General features: G+C 71.4%; 28 protein-coding genes. 6 read left to right on the top strand and 22 right to left on the bottom strand.

Annotated features, from left to right (window positions below):
* Nucleotides 1-247: 247 nt before the first annotated feature.
* The gene (locus ACFV6I_RS06745; protein ID WP_380423788.1) at nucleotides 248-1,009 is read left to right on the top strand and encodes a serine hydrolase; all 762 of its coding nucleotides are present in this window, start codon (nucleotides 248-250) and stop codon (nucleotides 1,007-1,009) included.
* 75 nt (nucleotides 1,010-1,084) lie between these two features.
* Here the strand turns inward: ACFV6I_RS06745 and ACFV6I_RS06740 are convergent, their stop codons facing one another.
* The 6 genes from ACFV6I_RS06740 to ACFV6I_RS06715 form a co-directional block, all read right to left on the bottom strand.
* A complete protein-coding gene (locus tag ACFV6I_RS06740) occupies nucleotides 1,085-2,218 on the bottom strand; it encodes an FAD-dependent monooxygenase (RefSeq protein WP_380423787.1) in 1,134 nt (377 codons plus the stop codon).
* Between the two features lie 39 nt (nucleotides 2,219-2,257).
* The gene (locus ACFV6I_RS06735) at nucleotides 2,258-2,860 is read right to left on the bottom strand and encodes an ATP/GTP-binding protein (RefSeq protein WP_363366746.1); all 603 of its coding nucleotides are present in this window, start codon (nucleotides 2,858-2,860) and stop codon (nucleotides 2,258-2,260) included.
* Nucleotides 2,861-2,863: 3 nt separating this feature from the next.
* Nucleotides 2,864-3,352: a DUF742 domain-containing protein gene (locus tag ACFV6I_RS06730; protein ID WP_380423786.1), complete on the bottom strand. Its 489-nt coding sequence runs from the start codon at nucleotides 3,350-3,352 to the stop codon at nucleotides 2,864-2,866.
* A gap of 5 nt (nucleotides 3,353-3,357) precedes the next feature.
* Nucleotides 3,358-3,813, bottom strand: coding sequence for a roadblock/LC7 domain-containing protein (locus ACFV6I_RS06725; protein WP_063349794.1), 456 nt, complete (start codon nucleotides 3,811-3,813; stop codon nucleotides 3,358-3,360).
* Entirely contained in the window at nucleotides 3,810-6,656 is a 2,847-nt protein-coding gene (locus ACFV6I_RS06720; protein WP_380423794.1) for a nitrate- and nitrite sensing domain-containing protein, read from the bottom strand. The genes ACFV6I_RS06725 and ACFV6I_RS06720 overlap by 4 nt, the downstream gene beginning before the upstream one ends.
* Nucleotides 6,657-7,192: 536 nt before the next feature.
* Nucleotides 7,193-7,885, bottom strand: a complete 693-nt coding sequence (locus ACFV6I_RS06715; protein ID WP_380423785.1) for a FadR/GntR family transcriptional regulator — start codon at nucleotides 7,883-7,885, stop codon at nucleotides 7,193-7,195.
* A 181-nt stretch (nucleotides 7,886-8,066) separates the two neighbouring features.
* Here ACFV6I_RS06715 and ACFV6I_RS06710 point away from each other — a divergent pair, with 181 nt between their 5' ends.
* Nucleotides 8,067-9,782: a 2-isopropylmalate synthase gene (locus ACFV6I_RS06710; protein WP_380423784.1), complete on the top strand. Its 1,716-nt coding sequence runs from the start codon at nucleotides 8,067-8,069 to the stop codon at nucleotides 9,780-9,782.
* A 131-nt stretch (nucleotides 9,783-9,913) separates the two neighbouring features.
* On the opposite strand, the gene ACFV6I_RS06705 is transcribed toward ACFV6I_RS06710, so the two are convergent.
* From ACFV6I_RS06705 to ACFV6I_RS06655, 11 genes are all read right to left on the bottom strand, one after another.
* On the bottom strand, nucleotides 9,914-10,693 hold the full coding sequence (locus tag ACFV6I_RS06705; RefSeq protein ID WP_380423783.1) for a VOC family protein: 780 nt from the start codon (nucleotides 10,691-10,693) through the stop codon (nucleotides 9,914-9,916).
* 117 nt (nucleotides 10,694-10,810) lie between these two features.
* On the bottom strand, nucleotides 10,811-11,104 hold the full coding sequence (locus tag ACFV6I_RS06700; protein WP_380423782.1) for a hypothetical protein: 294 nt from the start codon (nucleotides 11,102-11,104) through the stop codon (nucleotides 10,811-10,813).
* A 226-nt stretch (nucleotides 11,105-11,330) separates the two neighbouring features.
* Nucleotides 11,331-11,570 (bottom strand): hypothetical protein, encoded by a 240-nt coding sequence (locus ACFV6I_RS06695; protein WP_063349800.1) that lies wholly within the window; start codon nucleotides 11,568-11,570, stop codon nucleotides 11,331-11,333.
* Nucleotides 11,571-11,700: 130 nt separating this feature from the next.
* Entirely contained in the window at nucleotides 11,701-12,549 is an 849-nt protein-coding gene (locus ACFV6I_RS06690) for a helix-turn-helix domain-containing protein (protein WP_380423781.1), read from the bottom strand.
* Between the two features lie 31 nt (nucleotides 12,550-12,580).
* Nucleotides 12,581-13,105, bottom strand: a complete 525-nt coding sequence (locus ACFV6I_RS06685) for a DUF6879 family protein (RefSeq protein WP_380423780.1) — start codon at nucleotides 13,103-13,105, stop codon at nucleotides 12,581-12,583.
* Nucleotides 13,086-13,319: a hypothetical protein gene (locus ACFV6I_RS06680; protein WP_063349803.1), complete on the bottom strand. Its 234-nt coding sequence runs from the start codon at nucleotides 13,317-13,319 to the stop codon at nucleotides 13,086-13,088. The genes ACFV6I_RS06685 and ACFV6I_RS06680 overlap by 20 nt, the downstream gene beginning before the upstream one ends.
* Nucleotides 13,320-13,424: 105 nt before the next feature.
* Nucleotides 13,425-14,591, bottom strand: a complete 1,167-nt coding sequence (locus ACFV6I_RS06675; RefSeq protein ID WP_380423779.1) for an epoxide hydrolase family protein — start codon at nucleotides 14,589-14,591, stop codon at nucleotides 13,425-13,427.
* A gap of 28 nt (nucleotides 14,592-14,619) precedes the next feature.
* Nucleotides 14,620-15,207: a TetR/AcrR family transcriptional regulator gene (locus tag ACFV6I_RS06670; protein WP_380423778.1), complete on the bottom strand. Its 588-nt coding sequence runs from the start codon at nucleotides 15,205-15,207 to the stop codon at nucleotides 14,620-14,622.
* 106 nt (nucleotides 15,208-15,313) lie between these two features.
* Complete coding sequence (locus ACFV6I_RS06665; RefSeq protein WP_380423777.1) at nucleotides 15,314-15,751, bottom strand: GNAT family N-acetyltransferase; 438 nt, start codon at nucleotides 15,749-15,751, stop codon at nucleotides 15,314-15,316.
* 82 nt (nucleotides 15,752-15,833) lie between these two features.
* Nucleotides 15,834-16,220 carry a nuclear transport factor 2 family protein gene (locus tag ACFV6I_RS06660; protein WP_063349806.1) on the bottom strand — a complete coding sequence of 129 codons (387 nt, stop codon included), beginning with the start codon at nucleotides 16,218-16,220 and terminating at the stop codon, nucleotides 15,834-15,836.
* A gap of 113 nt (nucleotides 16,221-16,333) precedes the next feature.
* On the bottom strand, nucleotides 16,334-17,086 hold the full coding sequence (locus ACFV6I_RS06655) for a glycine-rich domain-containing protein (RefSeq protein ID WP_380423776.1): 753 nt from the start codon (nucleotides 17,084-17,086) through the stop codon (nucleotides 16,334-16,336).
* 240 nt (nucleotides 17,087-17,326) lie between these two features.
* On the opposite strand from ACFV6I_RS06655, the gene ACFV6I_RS06650 reads away from it, so the two are divergent.
* Entirely contained in the window at nucleotides 17,327-17,830 is a 504-nt protein-coding gene (locus ACFV6I_RS06650; RefSeq protein WP_380423775.1) for a DUF3592 domain-containing protein, read from the top strand.
* A 27-nt stretch (nucleotides 17,831-17,857) separates the two neighbouring features.
* On the opposite strand, the gene ACFV6I_RS06645 is transcribed toward ACFV6I_RS06650, so the two are convergent.
* Nucleotides 17,858-18,046: a DUF397 domain-containing protein gene (locus tag ACFV6I_RS06645; RefSeq protein WP_380423774.1), complete on the bottom strand. Its 189-nt coding sequence runs from the start codon at nucleotides 18,044-18,046 to the stop codon at nucleotides 17,858-17,860.
* Nucleotides 18,047-18,092: 46 nt separating this feature from the next.
* A complete protein-coding gene (locus tag ACFV6I_RS06640) occupies nucleotides 18,093-18,920 on the bottom strand; it encodes a helix-turn-helix transcriptional regulator (protein WP_380423773.1) in 828 nt (275 codons plus the stop codon).
* 125 nt (nucleotides 18,921-19,045) lie between these two features.
* On the opposite strand from ACFV6I_RS06640, the gene ACFV6I_RS06635 reads away from it, so the two are divergent.
* Both ACFV6I_RS06635 and ACFV6I_RS06630 read left to right on the top strand, forming a co-directional pair.
* A complete protein-coding gene (locus ACFV6I_RS06635; protein ID WP_380423772.1) occupies nucleotides 19,046-19,783 on the top strand; it encodes an SDR family oxidoreductase in 738 nt (245 codons plus the stop codon).
* 14 nt (nucleotides 19,784-19,797) lie between these two features.
* Nucleotides 19,798-20,274 carry a nuclear transport factor 2 family protein gene (locus tag ACFV6I_RS06630; RefSeq protein ID WP_380423771.1) on the top strand — a complete coding sequence of 159 codons (477 nt, stop codon included), beginning with the start codon at nucleotides 19,798-19,800 and terminating at the stop codon, nucleotides 20,272-20,274.
* 15 nt (nucleotides 20,275-20,289) lie between these two features.
* Here ACFV6I_RS06630 and ACFV6I_RS06625 read toward each other — a convergent pair whose 3' ends face one another.
* The 3 genes from ACFV6I_RS06625 to ACFV6I_RS06615 all read right to left on the bottom strand — a co-directional run bounded on the left by ACFV6I_RS06625 (nucleotide 20,290) and on the right by ACFV6I_RS06615 (nucleotide 21,628).
* Nucleotides 20,290-20,478, bottom strand: coding sequence for a DUF397 domain-containing protein (locus ACFV6I_RS06625; RefSeq protein ID WP_380423770.1), 189 nt, complete (start codon nucleotides 20,476-20,478; stop codon nucleotides 20,290-20,292).
* 92 nt (nucleotides 20,479-20,570) lie between these two features.
* Complete coding sequence (locus ACFV6I_RS06620) at nucleotides 20,571-20,756, bottom strand: DUF397 domain-containing protein (protein WP_380335907.1); 186 nt, start codon at nucleotides 20,754-20,756, stop codon at nucleotides 20,571-20,573.
* Between the two features lie 2 nt (nucleotides 20,757-20,758).
* Nucleotides 20,759-21,628 carry a Scr1 family TA system antitoxin-like transcriptional regulator gene (locus ACFV6I_RS06615; protein ID WP_380423769.1) on the bottom strand — a complete coding sequence of 290 codons (870 nt, stop codon included), beginning with the start codon at nucleotides 21,626-21,628 and terminating at the stop codon, nucleotides 20,759-20,761.
* Nucleotides 21,629-21,774: 146 nt separating this feature from the next.
* Here ACFV6I_RS06615 and ACFV6I_RS06610 point away from each other — a divergent pair, with 146 nt between their 5' ends.
* Nucleotides 21,775-22,236 carry an ATP-binding protein gene (locus ACFV6I_RS06610; protein WP_380423768.1) on the top strand — a complete coding sequence of 154 codons (462 nt, stop codon included), beginning with the start codon at nucleotides 21,775-21,777 and terminating at the stop codon, nucleotides 22,234-22,236.
* Nucleotides 22,237-22,500: the final 264 nt, after the last annotated feature.

Below are 22,500 nucleotides of genomic sequence, written 5' to 3'. Positions count from 1 at the left end.
GGCGTGTGGCTCCCAGAGTGCGACCGCCGGCGCCGCCGCCGGCGCCGCGGGGGCGCGGCCGCGGGGGGTGGGGGGCCGGGCCCGACCGGGCACGCCCCCCCCCCCCCAACCCCCCGCAGCGTTATGGGGCCGGTGGGGGGTGAAATGGGGTGGGGGGGTGGAGTGGAACGGCTCGGTGTGCGTGGAGGCGTCCGCGAAGTCTGCGTCGGCCACGGGAATCTGACGCGATCTCCCCTACTCTTCCTCCATGCTGTCTGTGGTGGTGGCCCCCTGGGCGGGCGAGGCGGAGCCGGTGTTCGTGCGGGCGCCGGACGAACTGCATGATGCGGCGAGCACGATGAAGGTCGCGGTGTTGGCGGCGCTCGCCCGGGGCGGGGTGGATCTCGATGCCGAGGTGCCGGTGGTGAACCGGTTCGAGTCAGTGGTGGGCGGGGAGTTCGGCAACGATCCCGACTGGGACAGCGATCCGCTGCCGTGGGAGCTGCTGGGCACGCATGTGCCGCTGCGGCTGCTCGCCGAGCGGATGATCACGCACTCCTCCAACCTGGCCACCAACCTGTGCCTGGCCCGGGTTGACCGGGCGGCGGTGGCCGAGGCGTGGCGGCGGGCCGGGGCGACGCGCAGCGCGAGCCCGCGCGGGATCGAGGACTACGCGGCGCGCGACGCCGGGGTGCACAACCTGGTGAGCGCGCGGGACTTGGTGCGGCTGCTGCACTCCCTGGGCGGGGAGCCGGAGTTGCTGGCGCTGCTGGAGCGCAACGCGTTCCGGGTGGATCTGGCGGCGGGCCTGCCGCCGGACACCCGGATCGCCTTCAAGAACGGCTGGGTGCCGGGCGCCCGGCACAGCGTGGGCCTGGTCCACCCGCAGGACTGCCCGTCCTACCTGATCGCGGTCTGCTACACCGGCCCGCTGGCCTCGGGTGAGGACCGTACGGACCCGGCGGCCCGGCTGCTGGCCCGGGTCTCGGCGGCGGTGTGGCAGCGGCGGCACGAGCTCGCCGGCGCGTGAGCCGACGCGTGAGCCGGCGCGTGACCCGGCCGCCGGCCTGCTGCACGGGGCTGTGCAGCAGGCCGGACAGGGGCTTTAGTACGGCTGGACGAGGACGTGGGCGGCGCCGGGGATGCCGACCTTGAGGAGTTCGTCCTCCTCCGGGGTGGTGGGTGTGCCGGTCTCCTGCTTGAGGATGGCCCGGGAGAGCGCCTGGACCCACATGGCGCGGGGTCGGCGGCGCTCCTCCCAGGTGGCGAGCGCGGCGAGCACGGTCTCGGCGGTGTCCAGGCTCTGGGCGAGGACGAGGGCGTCCTCGACGGCCATCGCGGCGCCCTGGGCGAGGTGCGGGGTGGAGGCGTGGGCGGCGTCGCCGGCGAGCGCGATCCGGCCGACGTGCCAGGGCTCCTCGACGCTGACCTGGGAGATCCGGGAGTAGACCACGGCGGACGGGTCGGTGACCTGGGTGAGGGCCTCGGCGATCGGGCCGCCGAAGCCGGCCAGGCGTTCGGCGAGCTGCTCGTGGGCGTGCCCGGGGTCGGGCCGGAAGTCCTCGGCCTCGGCGAACACCGAGCCCAGGTACATGAGGTCGTCGCTGATCGGGGTGAGCAGCGCCTTGGCCTTGAGGTTGCCGGTGGACATCACCACGCCCTGGACCTCGGGCGAACGCGGCAGGGTGACGCGCCAGTTGGCGAAGCCGGTGTACTCGGGCGCGTACTTCTCCCCGTAGAGGCGCTTGCGCAGCGGGGAGCCGATGCCGTCGAAGCCGACGACGAGGTCGTAGCGGCCGCGGTGCCCGTCGGTGAGGGTGGCGTCGATGCCGTCGGCGTCTTCGACGAGGTCGGCGATGGTGGTGCCGAAGCGCAGGGTGGCGCCGGCCCGGGTGGCGGCGGTGGCGAGCACCTGGGCGAGGGCGGGGCGGGGGATGCCGTTGTTGGAGGGGGCGTCGCCCATCCGGGGCTGCGGGATCTTGGCGAGGGTGGCGCCGGTCGGGTCGCAGATGGTCAGCACCTCCCATTCGAAGCCGGCGGCGAGGCAGTCGTCGAGGACGCCGATCTCGCGCATCACGTGGAGGGCGTTGGAGGGCTGGATGATGCCGACGCCGAGGGCTTCCAGCTGGTCGCGCAGTTCGGCGACGTCGACGTGGTGGCCGCGCTTGGCGAGGGCGGTGGCGAGGGTGAGCCCGCCGATGCCGCCGCCGTGGACGAGGACGCGCAGGGGTGAGGTCATGGGGTGGCTCCTGGGGAAGGGAGGTGGTTCAGCCGACGTTCAGCCGACGGGGGCGGCGGAGAGGTCCATCAGGTGGTCGACCAGGGCGAGCAGCAGGTCGCGTCCGAAGGCGCGTTCGCGGACGTCGCCGAGGAGCATCGGCACCTGCGGGTCCAGGTCGAGGGCGGCCCGGATCTCGTCGGGGGTGCGGGTGTTGTGGCTGTGGAAGCAGTTGATGGCGACGACGAAGGGGATGCCCCGGCTCTCGAAGAAGTCGATGGAGGCGAAGCTGGTGTCGAGCCGGCGGGTGTCGGCGATGACGATGCCGCCGAGGGCGCCGTTGACGAGGTCGTTCCACATGAACCAGAAGCGTTCCTGCCCGGGGGTGCCGAACAGGTAGACGACGAGGTCCGGGCTGACGGTGATCCGGCCGAAGTCGAGGGCGACGGTGGTGGTGTCCTTCTGGTCGACGCCGGACAGGTCGTCCACGCCGACGCTGGCCCGGGTCAGGTACTCCTCGGTGCGCAGCGGGGTGACCTCGCTGACGGAGCCGACGAGGGTGGTCTTGCCGACGCCGAAGCCGCCCGCGATGAGGATCTTGACGGCGGCCGGCGCGGTGGCGACGCCGGCGTCGGCGGCACTGCTGGGGTGGGGTGTTGCCATGGTTCAGAGTCTCCGGAGTCCTTCGCGAACGGCCGTGAGCAGGCCGAGGTCCACGCCTCCGGCGGCCCGGGCCACCGAGAGCGGTGCCCGGGCCCGCAGCAGGCCCTGGGCGACCAGGTCGCCCAGCAGGATCTTGGTGACCGAGACCGGGAGGTCCAGGCCGGCCGACACCTCGGCGACGGCGGCGGGCCGCCGGCAGTGGTCGAGGATCATCCGGTGCTCGGGCTGGAGGCCGCGGGCACCGGCGCGGCTGCCCCGCGCCAGGGCCCGGTCGGCCTCGTCCTCGACGGTGGTGAGCACGGTGATCAGGGTGAGGTCGTCGCGCTCGGGGGCGGTGCGGCCGCGGGTGATGGTGTACGGGCGCACCATGGCGCCCGACTCGTCCTCGGCGTCCTCGTCCGGCAGTTCGCTCCAGTGCGGGACCCCGCCGCGCTGCCCGTTCCCGTTCCCGTTCCCGTTCCCGCTACCGCTCCCGTTTCCGTACGGGCCCACCGGTGTCAGCTCCGGTTCCGGGCGGCGAAGGCGTCGAAGCCGGCGGGGGAGGCGGCGCCGGCCTCGGCCCGCACCGGGGTGGTCATCTTCTGGCCGACCTGCTGCACCAGGGTGTGCATGGCGACCGACATGACCTCGGCGTCGACCTCCTGGGAGGCGACGACGGCCAGGTGGGTGCCCTGGGCGGCGGCGATGATGAACAGCCAGCACTCGGCGAGTTCGACGATCACCTGGTGGACGGCCCCGCCGTCGAAGAGCTGGCCGACGCCGCGGGCGAGGCTCTGCTGGCCGGTGGCGACGGCGGCGAGGCGCTCGGCGTCGGCCCGTTCGATGGTGCGGGAGTGGCTGACGACCAGGCCGTCGTCGGAGAGCAGGACGGCGTTCCTGGTCCCGGGCACCGAGTCGACGAGTCCGTCCAGCAGCCAGTCCAGGTCCTGGTGGGTGGCGATCGTTCGGTTCATGACTGGTCATCCGTTCGTGTGGTTCGGGGGTCCGCGGCCGGCAGGGCCCAGGGGGAGGGGCCGGACGCGGGCGTCGGGGAGCCGGCGGGGGCGGTGGGGGGAGCCGGTGGGGTCACGGCCCCGGGCAGCGGGTGTTCGCCGCTGTCCTGGGCTCGGGCGGCACGGGACTGGCGCTGGAAGGCGCCGATCGTCGCACCGGAGCGCTTCGCCGGGCGCTGGAAGGGGCCGCCGGCGGGCTCGGTGCCCTGGGCGGCGGATTCGGCGCGGGGCCCGGCGGCGGGCTCGGCCCACTGCGGGCGGGGCGCCGGCGGGACGCGCAGTTCGGCGGCCAGGCTGGCCTGCCGGACGCGCTGGGGCAGCGGGGGCTGCTCGGTCTCGGTGGGGCTGAGCGGCACCGCGGAGGCGTACTCGCGGCGCTGACGCCGTTCGGCCAGCCGGTAGTGGTCGGCCGGGCGGTACTGCTCGTCGGCGTAGGGGGCCTCGGCGTCGGTGACCCGGGCGTAGGCGATGTCCGGGTAGGCGGGCACGTCGTGCGAGGGCCGCTGGTCGGCCGGGGCGTCGGGGGCCGGGGAGCTGTGCTCGATCGGTTGCTCGGCGTACGGGGCGGCGTACGGGGTGGGGAACGGCGCGGGCTCGGCGGCGGGCGCGGCCTCGGGCTGGACGTACTCGACGTGGCCGAAGGCCTGGACGGGGGCGGTCAGCGGGTCGTGCGGGAACTGCTCGGTCTGCGGGAGCTGCTGGGTCTGCCCGAGCGGTTCGACGTGCCCGACCGGTTCGACGTACCCGAGCGGTTCGGCGTACCCGGGCTGCTCCACGTGCTGGACCTGCCCGAAGGCCTCGACCGGCGGGAAGGACTCCACCGGTGGGAAGGAGTCGGCCGCGGCGAAGGTCTCCACGGGCGGGAGGGGCTCCGCCGGCGCGAAGGACTCTCCCGGCGCGAAGGACTCTCCCGGCGGGAAGGAGTCCACGGGCGCGACCGGCGGCCCCGCCGGCGCCGGCGCCGGGGCCTCGTTGGAGGCGGTGAGCAGCGCCTTGCGGGAGCGCCGCACGAGCGGGATCGGTTCGACGGGGGCGTCGTCGGGCAGTCCGGCGTCGCCGTCGATGACGAGCTCGTCGGGGACGAGCACGACGACCCGGGTGCCGCCGAAGGCCGACGGCCGGAACTCGATCTTGAGTCCGTGGTGCGCGGCCAGCCGGGCGATGACGTAGAAGCCGAGGCGGACGTCGTCAGCCCGGGCGAGCACGTCGGTGCGGGGCGGGCGGCTCATCAGTTCGTTGGCGGCGTCGTACTGCTCGGGGTCCATGCCGAGGCCGCGGTCCTCGATCTCGACGGCGAGTCCGCGGCCGACCATGGCGGCCCGGACCTCGACCGGGGTGGGCGGCTTGGAGAAGGTGGTGGCGTTCTCCATCAGCTCGGCGAGCACGTGCGCGACCGGGCCGACGGCCCGCTCGGACAGCCACGGGTGGCCCTCGACGTCGATCATGATCCGGCGGTAGTCCTGCACCTCGCCCTGCGCGGCGCGCAGCACGTCCAGCAGCGGGACGGGCTTGCGCCAGCGCCGCTGCGGCTGGCCGCCGGCCATGATGACGAGGTTCTCCTCGTAGCGGCGCAGGCGGGCGGTGAGGTGGTCGAGGTCGAACAGGCCCTCCAGGACCTCCGGGTCCTCGTGCTTGCGCTCCAGCTCGTCGAGCTTGCGCAGCTGGCGGCCGATCAGCAACTGGGTGCGGCGGGCGATGCGCTGGAGCAGCCGCTCGAAGCCGCGGTGCTGTTCGGCCTGCTTGACGGCGGCCTCGACGGCGGAGGCGCGGGCCAGGTTGAGGGCCTGGCCGAGGCGGGCGAGCTCGTCGGTGCCGTTGCCGTGCGGGCCGGCGGTGATGGTGCGGGAGTCGGCCTCGACGTCGACCTGCTCGCCGCGGCCGAGGCGTTCGACGACCTCGGGGAGGGTGCGCTCCATCTCCTCGGCCTGGGTCTGGAGCTCCTTGATGCGCCGGCGCAGCGAGCGGCTGAGCCGCCAGGAGGCGATGATCACCGCGACGACGGTGATCAGGCCGACGACGGTGGTCAGCACGACCGTGGTGAGGAGGGAGAGGATGGTGCCCTTGCCGACGTCGACGATGCCGCTGGTGCGGGTCTCGATGACCTTGACCAGCTGCGGGTTGAGCTGGTCGAGGGCCTGGCGCCACTGGTCCTGGGCGGCGGGGAGTCTGACGGTGCCGTTGGCCTCGGCGGCGGTGGGCTTGGTGAGCGACTGCTCGACGGCGGCCTTGGCCTGCCAGGCGGGGCTGTTCATCAGGTCGTGCCAGGCGGCGGACTCGCCGTCCGGGATGTACGGGACGACCTGGACGGCGAAGAGGTGCTCCTGCGCCCCGACGGACTGCTGGACCTGCTGGTAGTCGGTGACGGTGAGCCGCCCGGTGGGCCAGCCGCGGGCGAGGACGGCGTCCTCGCGGGCGAGCATCTCCTTGGCCCAGAAGGCGTTCACCAGGGTCTTGGAGATCCAGGTGACCTCGCCGGTGTCGACGTGGCTGAGTGCGGTGAACAGCCGCAGGTCGACGGCGATCAGGTCGGTGTAGTACGTGTAGAGGGTCTGCTGGTCGATCGAGCCGCGGTCGACGGCGGCGCGCTGTTCGGCGAGCTTGCCCATCGCCTGGCGGGCCTCGGTGACGGCGGTGCGGACCTCTTCGGGGGCGCTGTCGGCGGTCTCGCCGGAGAGGACCTGGAACTGGCGGACCGCGTCGTCGGTCTGCTGGCGCTGGCGGCGCAGCTGGTCGGTGTTGCCGCCGGGCCGGGCGAGCGCCTCGGCGCTGAGTCGGCGTTCTTCCTGGAGGCTGTAGTAGACGATGTTGGACGGCTGGCCGGCCTTCTGGGCGAGCAGGCCCTGGGCGGCCTGGCGCTGGAAGGCGAAGACGGTCTCGCCGCTGGTGACCGCCCACAGGGCGGCCAGGGCGATGCTGGGGACGACGGCGAGGACGAGCAGCGCCGTCCGCAGTGACAGGCGCGGACGCCTGCGGGGGGCCTTCGGCGTCGGGGGCCGCCGATTCGCACGCGCGCGCAGAGCAGTCTCCTTGGGGATGGCGGCCGGCCTGAGCGGGGCGGGCCGTCCGGGGACGGGCTTGACGAGGCGATACTAGTCATACCGTGTGATTGGAGTGAAAGTGCGTTCGCCGCCTGGACCGTGGTCACACACGCTCCGGACACAATGTCATCTGACGGTTGATCGTACGTGCTCGAAGCATCCCAGTTCGGAGCGGGTTGACGAGGCGTCGGCCGTCGGAGCGGGCGGCCGGGTGGCCGCTGTGTGAAAACTGTGTGCCCGCGCTCCGGATATCCGCCCGGCCGGTCGGTCGGTGGCCCGGGTGCCCTCCCGGCCCGCCCCGCTCAGTCGGCCAGCAGGCGCGACCGGGTGGCCTCCAGCTCGGCCGCCAGCACCCGCCCGGCCTCCTCGGGATCGCCCCGGTGCAGCGCCCCGACGAGGTCCGCGTGCGACGCGTAGCCGTGGTTCGGGTCCCCGCTGCGCAGCCCCAGCACCCCCACCAGGGCCACCAGGTGCTCCCTCAGGACGGGCGCGAACTGGGCGAACAGATCGTCCAGCACCGGATTGTGCGCGGCCGCCACCACGGCGGTGTGCAGCGCGATGTCGGCGTCCACGAAGGCCGTGTCGTCCGCGCCGCCCGCCGCCAGCCGGGTGGCCAGCGCCGCGTCCACGGCGGTGAGGTCCGCCTCCGTGCGGCGCGCGGCCGCGAGCCGGGCCGCCTGCACCTCGACCATGGTGCGCACCTCGTAGACGTGCGCCAGCTCGGCCCGGCGCAGCCGGGTCGGCCAGTCCAGGGCGGGCCGGTCCGCCGTCACGAACACGCCCGACCCCTGCCGGCTCTGCACCATCCCGGCGCCGGCCAGCGCGCGCAGCGCCTCCCGGATGGTCGAGCGCCCGACGCCCAGTTCCTTCGCCAGGGTCACCTCGCCCGGCAGCTTCCCGCCCACCGGCCAGTGTCCGGCGGTGATCTGCTCCTCCAGGCGTCGGGTGGCCTGGTCGACGAGGGGGGAGCGGTGGAGGGGGCCGAGCGGGGACATTCGCGTTCACCTGTCAGCTTGTCTGAGGACTTGGTTCGTGGTTAGTCTACCCGGCATGCAGCCGTGGAGTCTCCCTCTGGGTGGCCTTCTTCTTGGTGGCCGCAGCGGGGCGTGACCGGACCGGCACCCCGCTGCGGGGCGCCGTCCTGCCGGTCCACCGGTACCTCCGTAAGGACTCATCATGCGATTCCCGACCCTGCGTACCCCCGCCGGCCCCGTCCCGGTCACCGCCCCCGCCTGGAACCCGCAGCGCCCGGGTGCCATGCCCTCCCACCGCTACCGGCCCGCCCACGAGCGCGTGCACGTCCCCGCACTGATGCGGCGCTGGCCCGGCCGGCGGATCGGCCACGCCCCGCTGTGGGTCCCCGTCGACCTGCGCGACGGCAACCAGGCACTGGCCGAACCCATGGACCCGGCACGCAAACAGCGGATGTTCGACCTGCTCCTGGCCATGGGCTTCAAGGAGATCGAGGTCGGCTACCCCTCCGCCAGCCGCACCGACTTCGACTTCGTCCGGCAACTGGCCACCGTGCCCGGCGCGGTGCCCGAGGACGTCACCATCGTCGTCTTCACGGCGGCGCGCGCCGACCTGATCGACCGTACCTTCGAGGCCGTCGAAGGCCTGCCCCGCGTCGTCGTCCACCTCTACACCGCCACCGCCCCGCTCTGGCGCGAGGTCGTCCTCGGGCGCGACCGGCACGAACTGCGGGCCCTGATCACCGAGGCCGCCACCCACCTGGCACGGCGGGCCGACGGCCGGCCCGGGGTGCGCTTCCAGTTCTCGCCCGAGGTGTTCAACCTGACCGAACCGGACTACGTCCTGGAGGTCTGCAACGGCCTCACCGAACTGTGGGACGCCAGCCCCGACCGGCCCGTCGTCCACAACCTGCCCGCCACCGTCGAGATCGCCACCCCCAACGTCTACGCCGACCAGATCGAGTACCTGCACCGGCACCTGGAGCGCCGCGAGTCGGTGATCCTCTCCGTCCACCCGCACAACGACCGGGGGACGGGCGTCGCCTGCGCCGAACTGGCCGTGCTGGCCGGCGCCCAGCGGGTGGAGGGGTGCCTGTTCGGCAACGGCGAGCGGACGGGCAACGTCGACCTGGTGACGCTGGCGCTCAACCTGCACACCCAGGGCGTCGACCCGATGCTCGACTTCTCCGACCTCGACGAGATCCGCCGCACCGTCGAGCACTGCAACCGGCTGCCCGTGCACGAGCGCCACCCCTACGCGGGGGACCTGGTGCACACCGCCTTCTCCGGCACCCACCAGGACGCCATCAAGAAGGGCTTCGCCCACCACGCCAAGGTGGCGGCCGAGTCCGGCGTCCCGGCGCGCGAGGCACCCTGGTCGGTGCCGTACCTGCCGATCGACCCGGCCGACCTCGGCCGCGATTACGAGGCGGTCATCCGGGTCAACAGCCAGTCCGGCAAGGGCGGCATCGCCTACCTGCTCCAGACCGGGCACGGGCTGGAACTGCCGAGGCGGCTCCAGATCGAGTTCTCCCGGGTCGTGCAGGAGGCCACCGACGACAGCGGGCGGGAGGTGACGGCGGAGGAACTGTACGGGCTCTTCCGCGCGGAGTACCTGGACGCGGCGCCGGACTGGCCGTGGCAGGCTGGCGACGACTGGGCGGAGGTGGGCGGCCGGCGCGGCGAGGGCGCCGGGCCGCTCGACGCGGTGGCCGACGCGCTGCGGGTCGACATCCTGCACTTCAGCGAGCACGCCGTCGGGGCGGGTGCTGGTGCTGGTAGCGACGCTGTCGCCTACGTCGAGGCCCGGGTCGGCGGGGTCGGCGGACAGGTGGTGTGGGGCGCCGGGCGGGACGGCTCGGTGCTCACGGCAGGCGTACGGGCGGTGCTCAGCGCCGTCGGCCGCGCGCAGCGGGAGTGACGGCGGGGGTGACGGCCGTCGCGCCGGAGTGACCCGTACGGGCGGGAGTTGTACGGACGGGAGTTGTACGGACGGGAGTCGGACGGAGACGGCCCACCGCGACACCGTGCGCGGTGGGCCGTGCCGTCCACCTACATCGGTTTCGGTGCGATCACCGCGAACGGCGCGCCCTGCGGGTCGGTCACCACCGACATCCGGCCCGCCACCATGTCGAACGGCGGGGCGAGGACGGTGCCGCCGTGCTTGACGAGGGCGTCCACGGTGGAGTCGACGTCGTCCGTCGCGAAGTACGTCAGCCAGTGCGCGGGCGTGCCGGGCGGGTCGTTGGCGAGCAGCGAGACCCCGCCGACGGCCCGGCCACCGACCCGCAGCTCCCAGTACTGCTCGGCGCCCTGCGCCGGCTGGATCTCGATGCCGAACGCCTCGCCGTAGAAGGCGGTGGCGCCGGGCACGTCGCTGGTGTGCAGCTCGTTCCAGATCAGCGCGCCGCTCTCGTTGACGACCCGGGCGCCGAAGAACTCGCCTGGCTGCCAGACGCCGAACACCGCGCCCTGCGGGTCGGCGGCGATCAGCATCCTGCCGAGCTCGCCGACGTCCATCGCCGGGACGAGCAGGGTGCCGCCCGCGCCGACGATCGCGTCCTGGGTGGCCTGGGCGTCGGTGGTGGACAGGTAGCTGGTCCACACGGTCGGCGGGGTGGGCATCCCCTCCGGCGCCATCGCCGGACCGATCCCGGCGGACGGCTTGCCGTTCAGCTCACAGACCGCGTACCCGCCGAACTCGGCCGGGCCGACCTGCCCCTGCCAGCCGAACAGGTCGCGGTAGAAGTCCAGTGCCGCCTGCTGGTCCTGCGCCATCAGATCGACCCAGCACGGGGTGCCGGTCGCGTACGGAGTGGTGACTTCGGGCATTCTCGCTCCTTCAGGTGAGGTCCTGCGTCGGTCACCCTCTCGTCGCGGATCGCGCTCCGCCACTCGACACGCTGTCACGACCCGCCGAGCGGCTGGCGGTTAGCCGGGCGGCGCCGGTCAGCGCCGTCGAAGCGGGCAGGGCGGGGGCGTTTCGGACGTGGGGCCGAACGTCCGGGGGCACGCCACGGCGGCGACCGACCGGAGCTGCTGGCCGGGTGTCCAGTACGTCCACACCACGTCGTGCGGGAACGTGTCGAGGAACGCCAGGGCGTGATCCAGCCGGGTGGACGCGGGGAGGTCTGCCTCTGAGGCGGGGGAGTCGGCGAGCTGCTTGCCCAGCCAGTCGAGCGCCTCGGCGGGGTCGTTGGTGGTGAGCCTGATCTGCGCCGCCGACTTGGCGAGCCAGTGCATGACCTCCAACGGCGGTACGGGGCTGGCCCATTCGGGTCGTAAGCCGTTCTGCGGTCCCGGCGGCCGCCGCTCGGCGTCATCGGGCCGCCTGCCGCCCGCCCACGCGTAGCAGTGCCAGTGGAGGCCGGGCCTGTTCCAGTGATCCATGAGTGCCCTACCCTGGGTGTGCGGCGGACCCCGCTCCCAGTTGCGTTGGGAACGGGGCCCACTGGTGCGAGGTGGTACGTCAGGCGGAGGTCGTAAAGCGGTCCGGGTCGATACCGGCGGAGCTCAACTCCACGGTGGTGAAGCGCAGTTCCCGCCCCGGCGCCTTGGTGTCACCCATCACCCACAACCCGCCGGCCACCCCCGGCACCTCCCGCAGGGTCACGCACGACTCCCCGTCGTCACCCCCGCCCTGGTTCCCGCCACACGCCTTGTAGGCGGCGAGTCCGGCCGGGATCTCGATCTCGTACAGGTCGCTCACTGCACTGCCTTCCTGTTCGATGCTGAAGGGAGGCGGCCCCCAACCGGCATTGACCGATGAGGCGCCGTCAGATCGACAGTAGGAAGCCATGAGTGACACGGTCCACGAAGTTGCACTCGGTTGCACCGGTTCACCCGAGGGAGTCGACGGCCCTGGTGATGCACGCGCGTGCTGCCGCACCCCGATCGGCGAGTTTCGCCAGCTCGGCGAACGCCCTGTGGTAGGTGCCGATTTCGCTCGGCGTCGAGATGTTGATTTCCGCCGTCAAGGTCTCCACGGCGACCAGGTCTTCATCGAAGGCGTAGAACGCTTCAAGTGGCCAAACCGAACGACGCACTCCGAAGGGGATGATTCCGAAGGATACGTTCGGCTGTGCCATCACCGACAGGAGGTGACCGAGCTGGCCCGCCATCGCGGCATCGTCGGCCACTCGGTAATACAAGACCGATTCCTCGACCAGAATCGCGAACCGCTGCCCTGCGTTGCGGATGACACTCGATCGCTCGATCCTGGCCTGGACGGCTTGGTCGACGTCGTCAGGTGTCCCCTGGAAGTCCGTGATGGAGCGCAAAAGGCCGGATGCGTATTCGGCGGTTTGCAGCATCCCCGGTACGACATTGGACGCGTAGACGCGGAAGTGTCGGGTTCGCTGGTATAGCGGAACCGTTTTTTCGTGGATCTTCCGCATGCCGTCACGGTGAATCTGCTGCCACTGTATGTACATGGAATCAGCGGAACGCGAGGCGGCTATGAGGTCTGCCGCCTGGTCATCGACGCCACAGGCGGCACACCATGCGCGGATGTCGGCGTCCGATGGTGGAGTCACGCCTCGCGAGATCCGAGATGACTTTGACTTGTGCCATCCACAACGAGCGGCTAGTTCATCCCCTGTGAGCCCGGCGTCCTTCTTCATCGCGTCCAGGCGCGCGGCTAGCGCCGCACGCACGGACTTCGCGCTGGAGAGCGGATTGGAGGACATGAACTAGCCGATCGGGTTTCTGTGCGGGGAGCTAGACGGTGAACTTCTCGTGAGGGATCCCGGACTCCCAGACCGCTTCGAAAGCCGAAGCACACAGCGCTACCATCGCGGCGTCTTCCGTCTGATCCGTGTGGACCCATCGGCCGGCACCATCGAAAATGTTGAACTGAACGAGTCGACCGTCGAAGATCCAGCAGTCATTGCCGGGAAGAGCGATTCCGGACGCGCTGCGTCTGGGGAGCCAGCGGATATCTTCGCCGGCGGCAATGTTGGTGAAAGTGCCGGAGTGCTCGAAGCGGATGTAATCGCTCACCGGTTCCGAGACCACACGGGCGCGGCGAATCGCGACGCCTCGGCCGGTGACTTCCTGTACCAGATCGAGCCAAGGTCGCCACCAGGACTCGCGGTTGTCGGGATCGAGCCTCTTCCCGTGGCGCCACGCGGCGAACCCCTCGGTTTCGCTCTCCACCGAGTACCAGTCTCGCATCTCAAGGTGCAGCGCCGAATGACGTGCGGATTTGATCAGATCGGCGAAGCTAGAGAGCGTCTGTGTCACCAAGGGCCTCCCTGAGAAGTGGAATCATGCGCCGGGGCAGCCGGATGACGGTCTCGTGCTCGGGAATCGGCCCGGCCTTCAGGCACTCGACTTCCGTCGCCTCGTCCGCTTTCCAGCCCTGAATCACCAGCTCTGCCCGTTCCTCGTCCACCCACACGGAGGGACACCCGTGGTCCCCGGACTCGGGGTCCTTGCCGACGAACCGTAGCTTCATAACCGCCTCCGCTGTCGAGTCAGTTGCGCTCAGTTGCAACGACCTTGGGCCCCGCCCGGGTGTGGAGTCAAGGGCGCATCGGGGCGCAGTGGAGGCGGACGCAACTCAGACCTCGCTCCAACCACCCGCCAAGGAGCGGAAGAAGGTCCGGATGTCGGCCACCAGCGACTCGGGCTGTTCCAGGGCGGCGAAGTGGCCGCCGTGGTCGAACTCGGTCCAGTGCACGATGTTGTCGATGCGTTCGGCGAAGGCGCGGACCGGCAGGGTGATGTCGTGGGGGAAGACGGCCATGCCGGTGGGGACGGTGGAGGGGGCGGCCTCGGTCCAGCCGTTGCGGGCCGACTCCTTGTACAGCCGCGCGGAGGAGCCGGCGGTGGCGGTCAGCCAGTACAGCATCACGTTGGTGAGGAGGTGGTCCCGGGGTACGGCGCCTTCGGGAAGGCCGCCGTCGCAGTCCGTCCATTCGCGGAACTTCTCGATGATCCAGGCGAGTTGGCCGACCGGTGAGTCGGTGAGCGCGTAGCCGATGGTGTGCGGGCGGGTCGCTTGGACGGCGGTGTAGCCGGAGGTTTCGGCCTGGTGGCGGGCCCAGGTGTCGAGCCGTTCGCGGTCGAGGGTGTCGAGGACGGCCGGGTCGCCGGTGGGGAAGGTGGGGGAGGTGTTGACGTGCACGCCGATGACCTGGGTGGGGGCGGCGAGGCCGAGTTCGCGGGAGATGCCGGAGCCCCAGTCGCCGCCCTGGGCGCCGTAGCGAGGGTAGCCGAGGCGGTTCATCAGTTCGGCCCAGGCGCGCGCCACGCGGCGGTAGTCCCAGTCGAGTTGGCTGGTCGGTCCGGAGAAGCCGTAGCCCGGGATGGAGGGCGCGACCACGTGGAAGGCGTCGCGCGGGTCGCCGCCGTGGGCGCGGGGGTCGGTGAGCGGGCCCAGGATGTCCAGGAATTCGGCCACCGAGCCGGGCCAGCCGTGCGTGATGATCAGCGGGGTGGCGTCGGGTTCGGGTGAACGGACGTGCAGGAAGTGCACGTTGGCGCCGTCGATGGTGGTGGTGTACTGCGGGAAGGTGTTGAGCCTGGTTTCGTGTTCGCGCCAGTCGTAGCCGGTCCGCCAGTACTCGGCCAGGTCCTGGAGGTAGTGGAGCGGGACGCCGTAGTCCCAGTCGGTGCCGGGCAGCGAGTCGGGCCAGCGGGTGCGGGCGAGGCGGTCGCGCAGGTCGTCGAGCTGGTGCTGTTCGATCGCGATGCGGTAGGGGCGGATGTCGGTTTCGGCGGTCATGGCGGGGCCTTTCAAGCTCGGGGAGGGGTCAGGCCGGCGGCAGGAGGTGGGCGAGTAGGGCCGTTTCCAGGTCGCGCAGCGGGAAGGCGGGGTCCTCGGCGGCGAGGGTGAGGCCGCCGCGGATGCCGGCGAGGAGGAGCAGGCGGGCGGCCGCGGGGTCGGGGACGTGGCAGGCGACCAGGGCTTCGTCGAGGGCCTGGAGGAGGTCGGCGGAGGCGAGGTCGGCGCCTGCGGCGACGAGGACGGCTCGGGCTTCGGGGTCGGCGAGCAGGGCGGAGACGGCCCGGCTCTCCTCGATCTCCTCGGGGGCGGTGTCCAGGCCGAGCAGGGCGGAGCGGACCAGGAGTCGCAGGGTGTCGGCGGGGCTGTCGGCGGGCTGGGCGGCGAGTGCCGCGCGGGTCCGTTCGCGCCAGCCGTCGGCGATGTCGATCAGCAGGCCGTCCTTGCTGCCGAAGTAGCGGGAGGGCAGTCCGTCGGCGACGCCGGCCCGGGTGGCGACTTGGCGCAGGGTGGTGGCGCGGTAGCCCTGTTCGGCCATGAGCAGGACGGCGGCGCGCCGGATCTTGGCGCGGGTCGCTTCGCGGACGGCTGCCGAGGCCTCAGGCGTGCGGGGCATGGGGGTGTCCGGTTTTTGGTTGAACCATTGTTCAATATAAACACACGGCAAAGGTCCGCGTCACGCCCGGCGCGGGCCCGGGGAGTCGGAGGTGGCAAGGCGGCCGCTAGCCCAGCTCGTAGCGGACGATCTCGTCGGTCACGGTGGTCACGACGAAGCCGGTCTTCGTCAGGACCCTTCCCGAGGCGGGGTTGCCGACGCGGTGCTCGGCAGTGACCCGTGGGGTGCGGTGGTGGGCGAGGAACCGGCGCACCGCTGTGGTGGCGTAGCCGTGGCCCCAGGTGTCCTCGCGCAGGATGTAGCTGAGGCTGCCGGTGTGGCCGGTGATACGGAGCCGGACGATGCCGATCAGGTCGCCGTGGACGTCGATGCCGAGGACGCGTGCGGTGCGCGGCCGGTGCGCGTCGGCCTCCTGGGCTTCGCGTACGTAGTCGTGGGCCTGGGCGGCGGTCATCTGGCCGAACCACAGGTCGGCGACCGACCGGCCGCTGTAGATCCGGCGGACGGCGGGGGCGTCGGCCGGCCGCAGCCCGCGCAGGTGCACCCTTCCTCCAACTCGTGGCGCTGGTCCGGGGCTTCCGCTCGCCGAGCGGGAAGCCGGCGGGAAGCCCCGGGCCCTTGGCGGCTCAGGCGAAGATGAGGCGGAAGATCTGGTTGTAGACGAAGAAGCCGCCGGGCTGGCCGGGGATCGGCTGCAGGTTGAACGTCTCGGCGAACTGCATCGGCTTGTCGAAGGCGTTGTCGATGACGAGGCCGCCCGTGACGGTGACCAGTACGCCGCCGCCCGGCGCGGGCTGCGCGTCGTTGCTGGACACCGCGTGCTTGACGGTGGCCAGTTCGGGCGTCGTCAGCTTCGCGAGGATGTTCTGCTGCCCCTGGACCTGGGCGTTCTCCCAGGTGAGCATCGACTCGGGCCGGTAGAGGCTGGTGAGGTTGCTGCGCCCCGCGATGCCGGAGTCGAAGGTGTTGTAGTAGTGGGACACGAACGAGTTGGCAATGGCGTTGAAGTCCATGCGCGGAACGTACCAGTCCACTCACAACGGGTGTGTGTTGTTTGACATTTGCGGCCGGGGCTGCTGCGGGCGAGACCGATCGAGCCCCTGCTCGGCCTTGTGAGGTCGGGTGCTCAGAACGACCAGTGGATGAGCGCGTACCCCGGCGCTCCGGCCTCGCCGGGCGAGGTGCCACTGACGCCGGACTGGCCGCCCGGCCCGCCGGTCGCGGCGTCTCCCGGGTTGGCGCTCCCGGTGTTCGCGGGCTGGCCGCCCGTGCCGCCGGGCGAGACGGGGTTCGGGAAGAGCGCGCTGGTCGTGCTGCCCCCGGCCGCGCCGGGGCGTACGTAGCCGCCGCCGCCCAAGGGGGTTTCGGCGGGTGCGGTGCCGCCGCCCCCTGCGCCGCCGCCGGCGTACGAGCCCGGGAAGCCCCCGTTCGACGTGAAGCCCCCGCCGCCGCCCTGGGCGGTGGCCAGCACCGTTGATCCGATCGCGATGGTGCTGCTGGTGCCGCCGGAGCCCACGGCGCCGACCGCACCGCCCGCGCCGCCGGCGCCGATGGTGATGGTGACCTGCTCAAGGGGGAGCACCGTGATCGCACCGTGCACGTATCCGCCGCCACCCCCGCCCCCACCGCCGGTCACGGGCGCGGTCGAGGTGCCGCCGGCGCCTCCACCTCCGGCGCCCCAGACGTCGATCAGCAGGCCGGTGACGCCGACGGGGACGGTGAAGGTGGCGGTCCGGGTGAACTCGCGCACGCCCGTGGTGGCGTGGGCGGGGGCGGTCCCGGCGGCGAGGGTGGTGGCGGAGACGGCCAGCACGGTCGCGCAGGCGGCCAGTGCGGCCCTGCTCCGCCGACGGTGTGTCGTGGTCGGGGCGGATGTCATCGAGGTGTTCCTCCGTGTCGCTGCCCTGGCCGGGCGTGGGGGGTGGGTGGATCTATGGGTAGTCCACGCACCATCCTTCGCCCCCGGGGCGAGCCGTGCACCAGGTGTTACGCCGGATGACCGGGGGGCCGGGCCCGTCGGTGGATCTCGACCAGGGGTTTGCCCTGCTCGGAAGCCGGTGTCGGTGGGTGCGGGTAGCGTGAGCGCACGTGGGCAGTTGGGCTGATACCGGGGGGACCGATGGAGAAGGTGCCGGACCACGGCCGGACCGTGCGGAACGGTTCGCTCGCGATGATCGGCCTGGGGGTCCTGCTGTTCGTCCTCAGCCTGGTCTACCTGATACCGCACGACATGGGGGTGACGTCGGCTCTCCGCAGCCGCGGCGTCCACGTGTCGGCGGTCGTCACCGAGTGCACCGAAGTGAGCGCGCCGCAGGACAACCCGGCGGGCAACGCCCACTGCCGGGTGCGGTTCACGACGTCCGAGGGGGCATCTGTCGAGACCCAACTCGCCTACGTCACCGACACCGTCAAGGCCCGCGACACCGTGACGGTGGTGTACGACCCCAGGCACACCGACACCGCCGCCCTTGCTTCGAGCATCGGTTTCTGGAACTCGCTGGGCCGGAACGTGCTCGATGTGGTCGCACTGGTCGCGTCGGTCCTCATGACCTTGCTGGGCCTCGCGGTCCATCTCGCGTACCGCTGGCTCACCCGAGCGCGCAGACGGCCCACCGCTCTTTAGGCGGTGAGCCGTTGAGGGGGAAGTCGATCAGACCTCGGCGGTGGCGGCGAAGGCGACGAACGCCTGCCAGGCGGCGGGGGTGAAGGTGTGGTGGGGGCCGGAGGCGTCCTTGGACTCGCGGACGAGGACGGCCTCGGTCGTCTCGGCGACCTCGATGCACTGGCCGCCCTTGTTGCTGCTGTGGCTGCTCTTGAACCAGACGAGTTCGTTGCTCACTGCTCCCCCTGGCGCGAAGCGTTCCTCAGACTCGCCTGCTGCGTGATCACCTACCGACGCGTGTGGCGTGCACGGAGCCGAGCAGGCTGAGTGCCTCGGCGCTGGGGCTGCCGTGTTCGGCATGGTAGATGATCAACTGCTGGCCGGGGGCGTCCCGCACGTCGAATGCGTGGTGGGTGAGGGTCATGCCGCCGACGTCCGGGTGGTGGAGGTGCTTGTGTTCGCGGGTCTTGCCGCGCACGGTGTGGGTGTTCCACAGTCGGGCGAAGTCCGTGCTGCGCGCGCTGAGTTCGCCTGCGAGGGCCCGTAGGCGCGGACTGCCCGGGTCGACGCCGGACGCCTGGCGCAGGTGCCCGACCACCGTCTCTGCCGTCCGGTCCCATCGGGGGTGGAACGGCCGACCTGCCGGGTCGAGGAAGACCATGCGGGCCAGGTTGTCCATCGCTTCGAAAGGGGAGTACAGGGCCTCGGCCAGGGCGTTGGCGGCCAGGATGTCCAGGATCGGGTTGATGACGAACGCCGGAGTGCCGGGGTAGCCGTCCAGCAGGACGCGCAGGTCGGGGGCGACCTGGTCGGTGGCGGCGACGGGCCGCTGGGACGGCGCGGTTCCGGACAGTTGGTGAAGGTGCGCCCGGGCATCGGTGTCCAGCAGCAGCGCGCGGCTGAGCGCGTCCACCACCTGCGCGGACGGGTGGCGTTCACGGCCCTGTTCCAGCCGGGTGTAGTAGTCCGCGTTCACCCCTGCCAGTACGGCGACTTCTTCGCGGCGCAGCCCGGCGACCCTGCGCACGCCATGGCTCGGCATCCCGACCTCGTCCGGCCGCACGGCCGCACGGCGCGCCCGCAGGAACTCACCCAGCTGGTTGTCGGTCATGTGCCCAGGCTAGGCCGTGGGCCCGGTGTGCCGCCTGGGTGTACCGCACCCAGGCAGCACACGGCCTGGGCCGCCCGGAACACCTCGCCCAGACTCGGTGCCCTACCGAGAGACAAGGGGCAGTCATGCCGGACCAGACGATCAAGGTCGTAGCGATCACCGGTGCCAGCAGCGGGATCGGCGAGGCGACCGCCCGCCGGCTCGCCGCCGACGGCCACCGCCTGTTCCTGGGAGCACGGCGCACCGATCGCCTGGACCGACTCGTCACGGAGATCACCGCCGCGGGCGGCACGGCGGCGGCCCGGCGCCTGGACGTGACCGAGGCCGCCGACGTGCGGGACTTCGTGGCAGCGGCCGAAGAGCGGTACGGCCGCGTGGACGTGATGGTCAACAACGCCGGGGTGATGCCGTTGTCGCCGCTGGAGGCGCTCAGGACGGAGGAGTGGGACCGCATGATCGACGTGAACCTGCGGGGTGTCCTGCACGGTATCTCCGCCGCCTTGCCCGTGATGCGCGCCCAAGGTGGCGGGCACATCGTGAACATCGCCTCCGTCGGCGCGTACGAGGTCTCTCCCACCGCTGCCGTGTACTGCGCCACCAAGTTCGCGGTCCGTGCGATCTCCGAGGGCCTGCGTCAGGAGTCCGCCGGTGACGTCCGGGTCACGCTGGTCTCGCCGGGTGTCACGGAGTCCGAACTCGCCGACGGCATCGCGGACCCGGCCGCCCGGGCGGCCATGCGGACGTACCGCGCCGTGGCCCTGCCGGCCTCCGCGATCGCGGACGCCGTCGCCTACGCAATCTCCCAGCCGCCGTACGTCGACGTGAACGAGATCGTCGTACGACCTGCGGCGAGCGCCCAGTGACGGAAGGAACCGGAATGCTGCACACCCCCGCTCTCGACGACCTGGCGCGCAGAATACGTGGCCTGGAGGACCGGGACGCCCTGCACGCCCTCATGATCCGAGGCTGGCGGGCACTGGACCGCAAGGACTGGCAGACCTGGTCCGCCTGTTGGGCCGAAGACGCCGTGCTGGAGTTCGGGCCCTGGCAGCAAACCCAGGGGAGGGAGGCCATCCGCGCGAAGGTGGAGGAGGCCGAGTCGCCCTACACGAGCATCCAGCACCACATCCTCAACATGCGCGTGGACGTGGCGGGCGACCGGGCGACCGGCATCGGGTACATGTGGTTCGTCGCCGTCACCGCTCCGGGGAGGACCTCTGCCCCCTACTCCATGGGCGGTCCCTACGACTGGGAGTTCCGCCGTGACGGGGACGGATGGCTCTTGGCCCGGCAGCGGCTCGGGGTCTTGTGGACCGACGGCGAGGACACCCTGCGAGCCTTCGAACCGGAGTGACCGGAACTACGTTGATCAGGCCTCGGCGGTGGCGGCGAAGGCGACGAACGCCTGCCAGGCGGCGGGGGTGAAGGTGTGGTGGGGACCGGAGGCGTCCTTGGAATCGCGGACGAGAACGGCCTCGGTCGTCTCGGCGACCTCGATGCACTGGCCGCCTTCGTTGCTGCTGTGGCTGCTCTTGAACCAGATGAGTTCGCTGCTCACTGCTCCCCCTAAGTGTGGGACGGCGCCGTCAGCTTGACGGTACGCCAACGGCCCGCCGCCCGGTAGGCGGTGGGCCGTTGGGAGGACGTTGATCAGACCTCGGCGGTCGCGGCGAATGCCACGAATGCCTGCCAGGCGGCCGGCTCGAAGGCCAGCTGAGGGCCGCTCTTGTCCTTGGAGTCACGCACGTGGATTACAGCAGGCGTCTCGGCGACCTCGACGCAGGTTGTGCCCTCGTTGCCGCTGTAGCTGCTCTTGAACCACGCCAGCTCGGACATGCTCACCGCTCTCCCAGGATCTTCTCGATCAGGGCCAGGGACTCCCTCATGCCGAGCGCCTGCGCCCTGATGCTGCTGTACCGTGCGGCCATAATACGGACCTCTTCCGGGTCCGTGATCAGCCGATTGACGTGCTGCACCTCGCAGAACGCAATCTGCGACCGGCCCTTGGGGGTGAGGAGGGTGAACGAGCCGCCCATGCCCGCGTGCTCCATTCGATCCAGCGGCATCACCTGGAGTTCGAGGCCGCGGATCCGGCCGATCTTCAGCAGGTGGCGAAGCTGCTCCTCGTGAACGTCCCACCCGCCCATGGGGCGCCGCAGTGCGCTCTCATCGATCACCCAGCTGATCATCGGAAGCGGTGACCGAGTCAGGATCTCTTGCCGCTTCATGCGTGCCGCCACCCACTTTTCGACGGAGTCATCGGTAAGGGTTGGTTTCCGCATCTGGTACAGCGCTCGCGCGTGGGCCTCTGTCTGCACCAGGCCTGGGATGTCCAACGTGCAGTAGTCGTGAATCTCCAGAGCGTGCGCTTCTTCGGTCGTGTACGGCTTCGACCACGCCGGGTGCCGCTCACTCACGCGGATCTTCGCCTTCATGACATCCGGGGCGATCGCCTTCAGCGCGCCGCCCGCCCCAACGAGATCGTCAACCACCGTCAGGTACTCGACTCTCGGGGTCCGCTTGCCGCGCTCGACCGCGCCGACTTGGTCCTCGCTGTAACCGGCCATCTTGGCCAGCTCCTTCTGCGTGATCCCGGCCCGCTCGCGGAAGTGCTTGATCAGCTTTCCCACCGCAGCGTAGAGCTCAGAGACCCCCTCGGACCCCTCCGGCAGATCGCCGTCCTCGAAGACCGTTCCCTCGACACCCATCGCAGCCACCCCATCCTGACTTGCCGCGTTTTCGATCGGTTAATCCGGGGTCGGCCGGACAGGCCCACCCTCCGCATCCGTACAGGCACTCTTAGTGCTTGTCGAATCCGTGGTCAGCGTACGTCCGCGCCGTCACGATTTTTTCCATGACGACCGACATCCCCCTCGACAGCCCCCGCCGCCACACCATCACCCTCGCCGCCACCCCCAAGGGCGCCGCCATCTGCCGGCGCATCGCCAGGCGTCAACTGACCACCTGGGGGCTGAACTTGTCCCACACCGAGCCGTACTACTCGGCGCTCCTGATCGTCGCGGAGCTCGCCGCCAACGCGACTACCCATGGCCGCGTTCCGGGGCGCGGCTTCGAGCTTCACCTCTGTCTCACTACCACCGTGCGCCGGGGCACAACCTTGCGCATCGAGATCTCGGACTGCCGGGGCGACCGCTTCCCGGCTCTGCCCGCCGTCCTCGCCCCCAACTCCCAGTCCGGGCGCGGCCTCACCCTCATCGACGCCCTCGCCGACCGCTGGGGCACCATCCCCCGCCACCCCAACGCGAAGACCGTCTGGGCCGAACTCGACCTCCCCATCACCCTCGATGCGTCCTGAACCCCGCCATAGCCCGGGCAGCGCGACGCTCTGCACCCTCCTCCCGTTCGTCCTCCTGCTCGCGCTTCTCGCCTGGATCCACCCCCTCACCGCGCACCACCCCCCGAACCGCCACCCCCGCCCCGTCTCCACCTCCACCCCAACCACCCCGTAAAGCAAGAGGAGTGGGGACGCGCCGCCCCCCCCGTCCCCCCCGCCACCCCCCCCGGGTCGCGGGGGCCCGCGCTGAGTAAAAGAATAGTAAGGGGCGCCGGGTGAGCGGGA

The organism is Kitasatospora sp. NPDC059803 (assembly GCF_042732255.1).
In the GTDB taxonomy this organism is placed as follows: domain Bacteria; phylum Actinomycetota; class Actinomycetes; order Streptomycetales; family Streptomycetaceae; genus Kitasatospora.
Note: the sequence above shows the minus strand (reverse complement) of the source record. Positions and strands in the feature narration are given on the sequence as shown.